Annotated in this window: 14 protein-coding genes; 8 read left to right on the top strand and 6 right to left on the bottom strand. The window is 59.0% G+C overall.

Translation table 11 applies throughout. The features are described from left to right. Positions 1-38: 38 nt before the first annotated feature. Complete coding sequence (locus tag BMZ10_RS11890; RefSeq protein ID WP_177182122.1) at positions 39-935, bottom strand: GlxA family transcriptional regulator; 897 nt, start codon at positions 933-935, stop codon at positions 39-41. A gap of 246 nt (positions 936-1181) precedes the next feature. Between BMZ10_RS11890 and BMZ10_RS11885 the strand changes: the two genes are divergently transcribed. Beyond that, complete coding sequence (locus BMZ10_RS11885) at positions 1182-2318, top strand: acyl-CoA dehydrogenase family protein (protein ID WP_093461860.1); 1137 nt, start codon at positions 1182-1184, stop codon at positions 2316-2318. A 150-nt stretch (positions 2319-2468) separates the two neighbouring features. On the opposite strand, the gene BMZ10_RS11880 is transcribed toward BMZ10_RS11885, so the two are convergent. Next, on the bottom strand, positions 2469-3506 hold the full coding sequence (locus BMZ10_RS11880; RefSeq protein WP_093461858.1) for an NADP(H)-dependent aldo-keto reductase: 1038 nt from the start codon (positions 3504-3506) through the stop codon (positions 2469-2471). A 240-nt stretch (positions 3507-3746) separates the two neighbouring features. Here BMZ10_RS11880 and rplM point away from each other — a divergent pair, with 240 nt between their 5' ends. From rplM to BMZ10_RS11845, 7 genes are all read left to right on the top strand, one after another. Further along, positions 3747-4175: a 50S ribosomal protein L13 gene (rplM, locus tag BMZ10_RS11875; RefSeq protein ID WP_062384256.1), complete on the top strand. Its 429-nt coding sequence runs from the start codon at positions 3747-3749 to the stop codon at positions 4173-4175. A gap of 14 nt (positions 4176-4189) precedes the next feature. Then, positions 4190-4582 carry a 30S ribosomal protein S9 gene (rpsI, locus tag BMZ10_RS11870; RefSeq protein ID WP_062384252.1) on the top strand — a complete coding sequence of 131 codons (393 nt, stop codon included), beginning with the start codon at positions 4190-4192 and terminating at the stop codon, positions 4580-4582. A gap of 263 nt (positions 4583-4845) precedes the next feature. Next, complete coding sequence (gene petA, locus BMZ10_RS11865) at positions 4846-5439, top strand: ubiquinol-cytochrome c reductase iron-sulfur subunit (protein WP_093461856.1); 594 nt, start codon at positions 4846-4848, stop codon at positions 5437-5439. Beyond that, positions 5439-6650 (top strand): cytochrome b, encoded by a 1212-nt coding sequence (locus BMZ10_RS11860; RefSeq protein ID WP_093461854.1) that lies wholly within the window; start codon positions 5439-5441, stop codon positions 6648-6650. The genes petA and BMZ10_RS11860 overlap by 1 nt, the downstream gene beginning before the upstream one ends. Then, a complete protein-coding gene (locus BMZ10_RS11855; RefSeq protein ID WP_093461851.1) occupies positions 6650-7432 on the top strand; it encodes a cytochrome c1 in 783 nt (260 codons plus the stop codon). The genes BMZ10_RS11860 and BMZ10_RS11855 overlap by 1 nt, the downstream gene beginning before the upstream one ends. 227 nt (positions 7433-7659) lie before the next feature. Further along, positions 7660-8277 (top strand): glutathione S-transferase N-terminal domain-containing protein, encoded by a 618-nt coding sequence (locus BMZ10_RS11850; protein WP_093461848.1) that lies wholly within the window; start codon positions 7660-7662, stop codon positions 8275-8277. Positions 8278-8295: 18 nt separating this feature from the next. After that, on the top strand, positions 8296-8709 hold the full coding sequence (locus BMZ10_RS11845) for a ClpXP protease specificity-enhancing factor (RefSeq protein ID WP_093461845.1): 414 nt from the start codon (positions 8296-8298) through the stop codon (positions 8707-8709). A 164-nt stretch (positions 8710-8873) separates the two neighbouring features. On the opposite strand, the gene BMZ10_RS11840 is transcribed toward BMZ10_RS11845, so the two are convergent. From BMZ10_RS11840 to BMZ10_RS11825, 4 genes are all read right to left on the bottom strand, one after another. Beyond that, positions 8874-9452: a BON domain-containing protein gene (locus tag BMZ10_RS11840; RefSeq protein WP_093461842.1), complete on the bottom strand. Its 579-nt coding sequence runs from the start codon at positions 9450-9452 to the stop codon at positions 8874-8876. Next, a complete protein-coding gene (locus tag BMZ10_RS11835) occupies positions 9449-10042 on the bottom strand; it encodes a phosphoheptose isomerase (protein WP_093461840.1) in 594 nt (197 codons plus the stop codon). The genes BMZ10_RS11840 and BMZ10_RS11835 overlap by 4 nt, the downstream gene beginning before the upstream one ends. Before the next feature lie 167 nt (positions 10043-10209). Further along, entirely contained in the window at positions 10210-10584 is a 375-nt protein-coding gene (locus tag BMZ10_RS11830) for a YraN family protein (RefSeq protein ID WP_093461837.1), read from the bottom strand. Then, positions 10581-12395 (bottom strand): penicillin-binding protein activator, encoded by a 1815-nt coding sequence (locus BMZ10_RS11825; protein WP_093461835.1) that lies wholly within the window; start codon positions 12393-12395, stop codon positions 10581-10583. Before BMZ10_RS11825 ends, BMZ10_RS11830 begins: the two co-directional genes overlap by 4 nt. Positions 12396-12462: the final 67 nt, after the last annotated feature.

Genomic DNA, 12462 nt, shown 5'->3' with positions numbered 1-12462 from the left:
ACGCTATCGCGGGCAAGCGCGTCTACAGTCTGGTTTTTTCAGGCCGCCTGCTGAAACTGCTGGCGGTACTGGTTCGGCGACAGGTCAGTGTGTTGCCGGAACAGTCGTGCGAAGAAGCTCGCATCGTCGTAGCCGACTTCGTAGCTGATAGTCTTGATGCTCTTGCGCGAACCTGACAGCAGACCCTTCGCGGTCTCGATGCGCAGGCGCTGCAAGTAGTGCAATGGCTTGTCGCCGGTTGCGGTCTGGAACCTGCGCATGAAGTTGCGAATGCTCATGCCGTGCTCCCGAGCGACGTCCTCGAAGCGGAATTTGTCGGCGAAATGCTCTTCGAGCCAATGCTGAATCTGCAGGATGATCACGTCCTGATGCAGCTTCTGTCCCCCGAACCCCATGCGACCCGGCGCATAGCTGCGCTGCACTTCATACAAGATGTCGCGTGCTACGGTCTGCGCCACGTTGGGGCCGCAGAAGCGTTCGATCAGATAGATATAAAGGTCGCAGGCTGAGATCGTGCCGCCTGCGCAGTACAGGTTGTCGGCATCGGTCAGGTGTTTTTCCTGATTGAGCAGCACCTTGGGGAATCGCTCGGCGAATTCATTGAAGAAGCGCCAGTATGTGGTGGCTTCCTTGCCGTCGAGCAGCCCCGCTTCGGCCAGCCAGAACACGCCGCTGGCTTCGCCGCAGAGAACGGCTCCCCGACCATGCTGCTCACGCAGCCAAGGCAGGATCTGCGGATAGCGCGCGCGCAATGTGTCGAAATTGTCGACGAATGCGGGAAGGATGATGATGTCGCTGTCATCGAGCACGCCGTCGACCGGCAGCACGACCTCACTGAAACTGCGCACTGCCTTGCCGTCAGGGCTGACCAGACGTGTCTCAAAAGCGGGGTTGAGGCCTTGGCCCAGTTGCTTGCCATAACGCAGGCTGGCCAGATGAAAGAAGTCTTTTGCCTGGGTGAGGGTAGAGGCAAAAATTCCGTCAATCGCGAGGATGCTGACGCGCCGCAACGGCACGGTGGGTTGAATAGACATAATCTGTTGTTCTTATATGGGAAAGTGGTCATGCAACGGCGTGATCGTCTTATTTTTTGTCGGATGTGTCCAGTGTCGTCGTTAATCGGCTCGGCATACGCTCATGCTCCAACTCTGTCCGACAATCCCGTCAGCCCAAGGTGTCCCATGCTTCCAAGAACACTCTTCAGTGCCGAACACGAGCTCTTCCGCGACAGCGTCCGCAAGTTTCTCGAGCAGGAAGCCGCGCCTTGGCACGCGCAGTGGGAAAAACAGGGCCATATCGACCGCACGCTCTGGAACCGAGCGGGTGAGCAAGGCATGTTGTGTTCGCACCTGCCGGAGGAGTACGGCGGCATGGCTGCAGACTTCCTCTACACCACCGTGGTGATCGAGGAAATCTACCGGCTGGGCCTGACCGGCATCGGATTCTCCTTACATTCAGACATCGTTGCGCCCTACATCCTGCATTACGGCAGTGAAGCGCTTAAACAGAAATACCTGCCGAAAATGGTGTCGGGTGAGCTTGTCACCGCCATTGCCATGACCGAACCCGGCGCAGGTTCTGACCTGCAAGGCGTCAAGACCACTGCGGTGCTCGACGGTGACGAGTACGTCATCAACGGCTCCAAGACCTTCATCACCAACGGCTTTCTGGCGGACCTTGTGATCGTGGTGGCGAAAACCGATCCAAAGGCAGGCGCGAAGGGCACCAGCCTGTTCCTTGTGGAGGCGGGCACGCCAGGGTTCGAGAAGGGCAAGCGTCTGGAGAAGGTGGGCATGAAGGCACAGGACACGTCGGAATTGTTCTTCCAGGACGTGCGAATCCCTAAGGACAATCTGCTGGGCCAGGCGGGAATGGGCTTCGCGTATTTGATGCAGGAGCTGCCGCAGGAGCGCCTCACGGTCGCTATCGGCGCCATTGCGTCGGCTGAAGCCGCGCTGCAGTGGACGCTGGAGTACACCCGTGAACGCAAGGCGTTCGGTCAGGCGATCGCGGATTTCCAGAACACGCGCTTCAAGCTGGCCGAGATTGCGACTGAAGTGCAGATCGGCCGCACGTTCATTGACCGGTGTCTGGAGCTGCATCTGGAGGGCAAGCTGGATGTGCCCACTGCCGCGATGGCCAAGTATTGGTCAACCGACCTGCAATGCAAGGTGCTCGACGAGTGCGTGCAGTTGCACGGCGGCTACGGCTTCATGTGGGCGTACCCGATCGCACGTGCCTGGGCAGACGCGCGGGTGCAGAGAATTTATGCGGGAACCAACGAAATCATGAAGGAGATCATTGCGCGCTCGCTGTAGGGAGGGGGCATAAACACTGTGGGAGTGAGCTTGCTCACGAAAGCGGCGGTTCTGTCACAGCAATGGTGACTGACGCAATGCCTTCGTGAGCAAGCTCACTCCCACACGTGCTGGCTAACCCGTTAAATCAGGACAAGCCGATGTATCGATTCACGGCGCAGGGTTGGGCTGATCCTTGTGAATCGCTTCGATCCCCGCCAGCACTTCCTCAGACAACACCAGCTCGGCGCTGGCCAGATTGCTCTCCAGCTGTTCGAGCGTGGTGGCACCGATGATGTTGCTGGTCACGAACGAACGGCCCGTGACGAACGCCAGCGCCATTTGCGCCGGATCAAGGCCGTGCTCGCGTGCCAGTGCCACGTAGCGAGCGCACGCGGCTTCCGACTGTGGGTTGAAATAACGCGTGAAGCGGCTGTACAGGCTCAGACGACCTTTGGCCGGACGCGCGCCGTTTTCGTACTTGCCAGACAGCATGCCGAACGCCATCGGCGAGTAAGCCAGCAGGCCGCATTGTTCGCGAATGGCGACTTCGGCCAGACCGACTTCAAAGCTGCGGTTGAGCAGGTTGTAAGGGTTCTGAATCGACACCGGCCGGGTCAGGTTGTGGGCGCGGGATTCGGCCAGAAAGGTCATGGCGCCCCACGGCGTCTCGTTGGACAGCCCCGCGTGACGGATTTTGCCGGCCTTGACCTGTTCATCCAGCGCTTCGAGCACTTCGAGCAACGGTGTGAAGTGTTCGTCGCTGTGGGTATAGCCCAGCTTGCCGAAGAAGTTGGTGCTGCGTTCCGGCCAGTGCAATTGATAGAGATCGATGTAGTCGGTCTGCAGGCGCTTGAGGCTGGCGTCGACCGCGGCGACGATGTGGTCGCGGTTGAATTTCAGATGACCGTCACGCACGTAATCGATGCCGTTGCCCGGTCCGGCGATCTTGCTGGCGAGGATCCAGTCGGCGCGATCGCCCGATTTCTTGAACCAGTTGCCGATAATGGTCTCAGTGCTGGCGTAGGTTTCTTTTTTCGGCGGGACCGGATACATCTCGGCCGTATCCATGAAATTGATCCCCGCCGCCTTGGCGCGTTCGATCTGGGCGAAGGCCTCGGACTCGCTGTTCTGCTCGCCCCAGGTCATGGTACCCAGGCAGATTGCGCTGACGTTGAGGTCGGTTCTACCCAGTTTGCGATAGTCCATCTGGCTCTCCTTTTGAAAAGAGCCATAAAAGCAGGTTGAAATTTTTTTCGCAATCTGCATAATTCCGCGTCTCTTTGTCGTGGGAGTGATGCCCCGCGCCACAAGACACCGCTGCGATCGAACGCGCTGACCCGAGCCCCCTATAGCGTTCGTGCCCGGCGGCCTTTGACTTGTCAAAGACCGTACTAATGAGTATGCTCCGCCGTCTATTTTTCAGGGCGGCCTTTGAGGCTATAAAGAATGAAAACTTTTACCGCTAAACCGGAAACAGTAAAGCGCGACTGGTTCGTCGTCGACGCTGCTGGCCAGACCCTGGGTCGTTTGGCCACCGAAATCGCGAGCCGTCTGCGTGGCAAGCACAAGCCGGAATACACTCCGCACGTCGACACTGGCGACTACATCGTCGTGATCAACGCTGAGCAAATCCGTGTCACCGGTGCCAAGACCTCCGACAAGATCTACTACTCTCACTCCGGTTTCCCGGGCGGGATCAAGTCGATCAACTTTGAAAAGCTGATCGCCAAAGCTCCTGAGCGCGTGATCGAGACCGCGGTCAAAGGCATGCTGCCTAAGAACCCGCTGGGTCGCGACATGTATCGTAAGCTGAAAGTCTATGCGGGCGCTGCACACCCTCATACTGCTCAGCAGCCCCAAGAACTGAAGTTTTAACGGAATAGTTCATTATGTCGGCGACTCAAAATTACGGCACTGGCCGTCGCAAGACCGCAACCGCACGCGTTTTCCTGCGTCCGGGCACCGGTAACATCTCCATCAACAACCGTTCCCTGGACACGTTCTTCGGCCGTGAAACTGCCCGCATGGTAGTTCGCCAGCCGCTGGAACTGACCGAGACTGTCGAAAAATTCGACATCTACGTCACTGTCATCGGCGGTGGTGTGAGTGGTCAAGCTGGCGCAATCCGCCACGGTATCACCCGCGCTCTGATGCAATACGACGAAACTCTGCGTAGCGCTCTGCGCAAAGCAGGCTACGTCACTCGCGACGCTCGCGAAGTTGAACGTAAGAAAGTCGGTCTGCGTAAAGCGCGTAAGCGTCCGCAGTACTCGAAGCGTTAATTCGCTTTTCGTTCAAAAAGAACGCTCAGTTTCCGCTTGGAACTGGGCGTTTTTTTATGGGCGTCTATTATTGTCTGTGACAACACGACTCATCCGTGGACGCCGCGATCTACAAGGCTCCCTGATTTAGCCAAACGGTAACTCCCTTGCAGCCAGGAGGGCTTTTTACTTACCATTCGGCGGGTTTTTTTGACAGCTAGAACAATAATTCCAAAAGAAACCCGGCCAAGCGGGTTTTCGAAAAGCTGATGGGAGAGGACGCAATGAGCAATGACGGCGTGAATGCAGGCCGGCGTCGCTTCCTTGTCGCAGCCACGTCTGTGGTAGGCGCAGCAGGAGCGGTTGGAGCTGCGGTCCCGTTCGTGGGGTCATGGTTTCCCAGCGCCAAAGCCAAAGCCGCAGGCGCTCCCGTGAAGGTCAACATCAGCAAGATAGAGCCCGGCCAGCAGATGATTGCCGAGTGGCGCGGGCAGCCGGTCTTCATCGTGCACCGCACGCCGGAAATCCTCTCCAATCTGGGCAAGATTGCCGGCCAGCTTTCTGATCCTGAATCCAAAAACTCCACTCAGCCTGCTTACGTCGACCCTGTCGTCCGGTCGATCAAGCCCGAAATGCTGTTATTGATCGGCATCTGCACTCACTTGGGATGCTCGCCCACCTTTCGCCCTGAGGTCGCTCCGGCCGATTTGGGCAAGGACTGGGTTGGTGGTTATTTCTGTCCTTGTCACGGCTCCCATTACGACCTGGCCGGGCGCGTCTACAAGGCGCAACCTGCACCCCTGAATCTGCCAGTGCCGCCGCATTCCTACGAGTCGGACTCAATCATCGTCATTGGTGTCGATCAGGAGAAAGCGTAATGAGCAAGTTCATGGACTGGATCGATGCGCGCTTCCCCGCGACCTCCCTGTGGGAAGACCATCTCAGCAAGTATTACGCCCCGAAGAATTTCAACTTCTTCTACTTTTTCGGCTCGCTGGCGCTGCTGGTGCTGGTGAATCAGATCGTCACCGGGGTCTGGTTGACGATGAGCTACACCCCGTCGGCGGAGGAAGCGTTTGCATCCGTCGAGTACATCATGCGCGACGTCGAATACGGCTCCATTTTGCGCCTGCTGCACTCCACGGGCGCATCGGCGTTCTTTATCGTCGTCTACCTGCACATGTTCCGCGGGTTGCTTTACGGGTCGTATCAGAAGCCGCGGGAGCTGGTCTGGATCTTCGGCATGCTCATCTATCTGGCGCTGATGGCTGAGGCCTTCATGGGCTACCTGTTGCCGTGGGGCCAGATGTCATACTGGGGCGCACAGGTGATCATTTCGCTGTTCGGCGCGATTCCGGTCATTGGCAACGACCTGACCCAATGGATCCGCGGCGATTATCTGATCTCGGGCATCACGCTCAACCGATTCTTTGCGCTTCACGTCGTTGCACTGCCCATTGTCATCCTGGGGCTTGTGGTGCTGCACGTGCTGGCGCTGCACGAGGTCGGCTCCAACAATCCGGACGGCGTGGACATCAAGAAATACAAGGACGAAAACGGCAAGCCCCTGGACGGCATCGCGTTCCATCCGTACTACACCGTGAAGGATATCGTCGGTGTGGTGGTGTTCCTGTTCATTTTTTGCTCAGTCGTATTCTTCTTCCCCGAGATGGGTGGCTACTTCCTCGAGAAGCCTAACTTCGAGCAGGCGAACGCCTTCAAGACACCGGAACACATTGCGCCGGTCTGGTACTTCACGCCGTTCTACGCGATCTTGCGAGCGATTCCCGACAAGCTTCTGGGTGTCATGGCCATGGGCGCCGCCATCGCTGTGCTGTTCGTCTTGCCGTGGCTGGATCGCAGCCCGGTGAAATCCATGCGATACAAGGGATGGCTGAGCCGGATCTGGTTGCTGCTGTTTTGTGTGGCCTTCGTGATTCTCGGGATTCTGGGTGTGCTGCCGCCCAGCCCGGGGCGTGCGTTGCTGTCGCAGGTGTGTACGTTCGTGTACTTCGCCTACTTCATCCTGATGCCGTTCTACACGCGCATGGAGAAGACGAAACCGGTTCCGGAAAGGGTGACTGGGTGATGAAAAAGCTACTGGCTGTTTTGTTGCTGGCTGCGCTCCCTGTCCTGTCTTTCGCTGACGAACACGGCGGCCCGGAGTTGGAAAGCGTCGATATCGATGTCGCCGACAAGGTCGCCATGCAGGACGGAGCCCGGACCTTCGTCAACTATTGCATGGGCTGTCACGGCGCCAAATTCCAGCGTTACGAGCGAGTGGCCGACGACTTGGGCATTCCTCATGAGCTGATGCTGGAAAAACTGGTCTTCACGGGCGCCAAGATCGGCGATCACATGAGTTCCGGCATGCAGCCTGCGGACGCCAAAGTGTGGTTCGGCGCCGCGCCGCCGGATCTGACCCTGGTGGCACGGGTGCGCGGCACCGACTGGCTTTACGGGTATCTGCGCTCGTTCTACGAAGATCCCGCGCGGCCTTGGGGCGTCAATAACAAAGTGTTCCCCAATGTCGGCATGCCTAATGTGCTTGTGGGATTGCAGGGCCGTCAGGTGATTGGCTGCAAGCAGGTGCAACTGGTCGAGGACGGCAAGAAGCAGTACGACCCACTGACTGGGTCGCCGTTGACTCATGAGGCGTGTGATCAGCTGACCGTCTTACCCAAGACGGGCACGCTGACCGAAGAGCAATTCGATCAGAAGATCAAGAATCTGGTGACGTTCCTCGCCTACTCGGCGAATCCGGTGAAACTGCAACATCAAAGAATCGGCACTTACGTGCTGCTCTATCTGGCGGTCCTGTTCATATTTGCGTACTTGCTCAAGCGCGAATACTGGAAGGATGTGCACTGATCGAAGATGGGTGTCGCTGACGCAGAACGCGCTCCGTTGAGCCTCGTTCGGGTAATGCACGCAGAGCAGGTATAGTGGCGGGCGAAAGATTGCAGAATTTACTTTGAGTAAATGAGCTATCTTGTCGCCCGCGACGGACACCTGCCACTGTGGATGTTGCCGGAGGCGCCTTCGGGGCGCGTTCGTTTTTTCTGTTTTTGAATATTAAACAAGCGAGGAGGATCGCCATGGGCGTGACCAACCGGTTGGCCTGTTACTCCGACCCCGCCGACCACTATTCCCATCGCGTGCGCATCGTGCTCGCCGAGAAAGGTGTCAGCGCCGAGATCATTGATGTTGTAGAAGGTCGTCATCCGGCCAAACTGATCGAGGTGAATCCGTACGGCAGCGTGCCGACCCTGGTTGATCGCGACCTGGCGTTGTACGAGTCGACGGTGGTGATGGAATACCTGGATGAGCGTTATCCGCATCCGCCTCTGCTCCCGGTTTATCCGGTCGCACGCGCCAACAGCCGTTTGCTGATCCACAGGATTCAGCGTGACTGGTGCGCGCTGGTGGATGTGATTCTGGATCCGCGCAGCAAAGAAGCTGTCCGGGCCCAGTCGCGCAAGGAGCTGCGTGAAAGTCTGACCGGCGTTTCGCCGCTGTTCGCTGAGAAGCCTTTTTTCCTCAGCGACGAGCAAAGTCTGGTCGACTGCTGTCTATTGCCCATACTCTGGCGCCTGCCGATTCTGGGTATCGAATTGCCGCGGCCCGCCAAGCCGCTGCTTGATTATATGGAGCGCCAGTTTGCGCGTGAGGCCTTCCAGGCAAGTCTGTCTGCCGCCGAACGTGACATGCGCTAAGGCCTAAGGAGCCGTTTGATGAACTCCAGTCGCCCCTATCTGATCCGCGCTCTTTATGAGTGGATCGTAGATAACGATTGCACGCCGCACATTCTGGTCAACGCCGAATACCCGGCGGTACAAGTCCCTCAAGGCTTCGCCAATGATGGCCAGATCGTTCTGAACATTTCGCCAAGCGCCGTACGCCATTTGCACATGGACAACGACGCAGTGAGTTTCGAAGGCCGTTTCGGCGGTGTTCCCCACAGCCTGTACGTCCCTGTCTCGGCCGTCATGGGGATTTACGCCCGCGAGAATGGCCAGGGCATGGTGTTCGATCTCGAGCCTGCCGTGGATGACGACGAAGACCTGGATGTCGATGACGACATGCCGCCACCGGATGACGAACCACCACGTCCGACCGGTCGGCCGAGTTTGAAAGTGGTCAAATAACGACTGCGCTGCAACGAAAAAAGGCGATCCCGAGGGATCGCCTTTTTTATTGCGTATCGATTGAAGCGGCAGGAGCGCGCTTGCTCACGAGGGTATTGGGGCAGTGACCGATCCGTTACTTCAGACAGCAAGCGCGGGCAAGCGCGCTCCTACAGAGGTATGAATCAGTCGATGTACTCGAACAGCTTCACGATCTTCTGCACGCCGGCCACGCCTTGCACCAGATTGGTCGCGCGATTGGCTTCAGCCTGAGTGAGCAGGCCCAGCAGGTAGACAATGCCGTTCTCGGTCACCACTTTGATTCGCGAACCCGGGATCGCGCTGTCAGTCAGCATTTCGGCCTTGATCTTGCTGGTCAGCCAGGCGTCGTTGCTGCGGGCCAGCAGCGAGGAGGGCGCGATGACCTGCAGCTCGTTGTCGACTTTCTTGACCTTCTGCACCTGGCTGGCGGTCTGTTCGGCCAGTTGCTTGAGGTCGGCCCGAGGCGTCTGGCCGGCCAACAGGACCACGCCGTTGAAGCTGGTAACGACGATGTGCGAGTTGTTGTCCAGATCAGGGCTGGCCTTGGCGATGTTCACCGAGACTTTGGTCTCGATCAGCGAATCGTCGATCTTGCTGCCGAGGGTGCGGGTGCCACGATCATCATCGATGGGCGCTTCACGGCTGGCGTTGACCACAGAGCTGCATCCGCTGACGCCCAGGCAGAGCGTCAGACCCAGCAGGCAGAGGCGTTTGGATATCATTCTTCACTCCCGAACAATTGGCTGTCGATCAAATCGCAGAGGCAATGGATCGCCAGCAGGTGGACTTCCTGAATACGTGCGGTGACCTTGGCCGGGACGCGGATTTCGACGTCTTCGGGCAGCAGCAGCGAGGCGACATCGCCGCCGTCGCGACCGGTCAGGGCTACGACAATCATTTCACGATCATGTGCGGCCTGGATGGCCTGAATGATGTTCGCCGAATTGCCGCTGGTTGAGATTGCCAGCAGCACGTCACCAGGTTGACCCAGCGCGCGGATCTGTTTGGAAAAGACTTCGTTGTAACTGTAATCGTTGGCGATCGAGGTGATCGTCGACGTGTCGGTGGTCAGCGCGATGGCCGGCAGGCTCGGACGTTCGCGCTCGAACCGGTTGAGCAACTCCGACGAAAAGTGCTGCGCGTCGCCAGCGGATCCGCCATTGCCGCAAGCGAGCATTTTGCCTTCGTTGAGCAGCGCATTGACCATTACCTGGCTGGCTTGCTCGATGTAAGGTGCAAGAACGTCCATCGCCTGCTGCTTGGTGTCGATGCTGGCCTGAAAAAGCTGGCGAATTCGGGATTGCATGTCCATCTATGTAAACCTTAATAGGGGCAGCGGGTCGGGTGACGTTTGAAGTGTGTCATCGGCTTCCCGGCACAAAACTGTGCAGCCCGCAAAGCAAAGAGCAAAAAAAACGGTATGGAATCATCGGCACGCTTGGCTATGAACGGATGCATTGACGCTCTGGCGTGGGCCGTTCAGCTATCGAAGGCATTCTTCAGCCAGTTCAGTGCGGGTGCTGTTCCCGGATCGCCATTGATCGCCACGACGTCGAAACGGCAGGGTGAATCGGCCCACTTCGACTCGCTTTGCAGAAACGACTGGGCGGCCAGGGTGAGCTTTTCCTGCTTGCGAAAGTCCACGCTTTCCAGCGCACCACCCCAACCTGCATGGCGACGATAACGAACTTCGACGAATACTACTGTATCGCCGTCGAGCATGACCAGATCAAGCTCGCCGCGCCTGCACAACCAGTTCTGCGTGATCAGTTGCAAACCGTGCTGCTTAAGATGTCGCAGGGCGTAGGCTTCGGCCTCGCGCCCTGCGGTCCGTCGGGTGTTGCCAAGGGTCAAGGAGCGGTGTCCGGCAGACGCTGAACCTTGCCATCGACAAATTCGGCCCATGGCAGTTGACGCTCGATGCGCTGGCCCTGGCCGATCGCCAGGCTGCCGGAGAGGCCGTCGATGCGGGTGTCGGGCAGTGTTTTCAGTTGGGTCAGGCGTGGCGCCAGACGATAGGCGTCGATGCCCATGGCGTACAGGCGACCCAGGCTGCCGCCAGCCTGAGGCCACTGCGTGGTGACTTGCTGGCGCAGCGGGTCGGCAGCATTGAGCAGCCAAGGCGTTTCGCAGAAGCGCACGCCAGCCAGGTCGTTGTACATCGCCTGGTCGCCGCTGTTGGTGAACAAGTGCGAAGTCGCGTAGACCGGCACGTCACCTGCGTACTGGAAGACCATGGTCGGCTTGATCTGCTGAGCCTGCTGCGGCGTTGCGGCGAGGAACATGAAGTCCACGTCCTGGCGGCGGCTCGGCTGAGCGGCCATCTGCGCGCCCGTTGTGCTCTGCAGTCGCTGAGCGCGGCCTTCGCTGTTGCGCAACTGGAACAGATCGGCGACTTGCTGGGCCAGCGCCACCGGCTGATCGATGCGCTCCACACCCAGCAGCGTGCCGCCTTTGGCCTGCCAGCTTTGGCGGAACGCTTCGAGCACGCGATCGCCCCATTCGCCTTTCGGCACCATGGCGACAGCGCTGCGTTTACCATCGGCCCAGGCGCGGCGTGCGACTTCCCGCGCTTCGTCTTCGGCCGCCAGACCGAACTGGAACAGCTCGGCAGGCCCCTGTGCGGTGGTGTCGCTGTAGTTCAGCGCGAGGGTCGTGATCGGCAGTTGCTGATGAGTGCTCAGCTGTTTGACCAGTGGTTTCTCCAGCGGGCCCACCACCAACTGAACGCCTGCGGCCTTGGCCTGTGCATAAAAAGCGTCCATGGACGTTATGCGGGAGCTGTCGAACACCTCGATGGCGGGCGGCGTCTGGCCAGCTTGCTGCGCCTGATAATGAGCCGCCATGAAGCCATCACGCAGTGCGCGAGCGACCGAAGCGAGCGGACCGTCCTGTGGAAGCAGCAGGGCAATTTTGGTCAGTGGCTGGCTTTTCAGTTCGCGCAATTGAGCCAGGGCTGAAGGCAACTGCCGCGCGGCCGGATGCTGCGGGTTCTGTGCTTTCCAGTTATCGATGGCGGCCTGTTGCTGTTCCAGCGTGCCTGCGCCTTTGACCGCGCGGGCCAAGCTCAGCCAGCCGCCCATGTCGTCGTTGGCGGTGCTCTGCAATTGCTCGGGCGGCAAGGCCGCGACCAGCGTCCAGATCGCGTCGTTGTTAGCGCTCAGCGCGTCGCCTTGGAGCAACGGGCCCATGAAGACGCGCTCGCTCGCGGCGGCCAGCGTCTGGCCGTCGGCTTCCAGAGCGCGGGCGCGGACGGTATGGGTGCGGGTCTGCAGATCGACCGGCATTTCACCCAGGTGCTGCAGGCTCGGATGATTCAGCGCAGTCAGCGCGGCTTTTGGCTGACTGCGTCCCAGCGCGAGTTCGGCCGAGAGAGTGCTGGCGTAGATCTGCTTGTCGGTCTTGAGCTGATCCATCTGCACTTGCTCAAGAATGCTGGCAGCGCGACTTGGGTTGTTCTGGCGAGCAGCCAGATCCGCGGCGGTCAGTTTCAGCAGGGCAGCCTGATCAGGCGTTTTCGCCGTCGAAGCTTGTTCGAGCAACTGCTCGATGCTGGCGTCAGTGGTGCGTGGCAGTTCGCCAAGACTGGAGGAGGGCGAACCGGCGCAAGCCGCCAACAAGGCAGCCAGGCAGAGGGCAGAGAACAGCCGCAGGCAAGCGATCATGTATATGTTCCTGATACTCGAGCAAATAAGCGTGGAATTGTACCCAAGCACTGGCCGGGGCGCGACG

This window comes from Pseudomonas sp. NFR16 (assembly GCF_900108875.1).
In the GTDB taxonomy this organism is placed as follows: Bacteria; Pseudomonadota; Gammaproteobacteria; order Pseudomonadales; family Pseudomonadaceae; genus Aquipseudomonas.
Note: the sequence above shows the minus strand (reverse complement) of the source record. Positions and strands in the feature narration are given on the sequence as shown.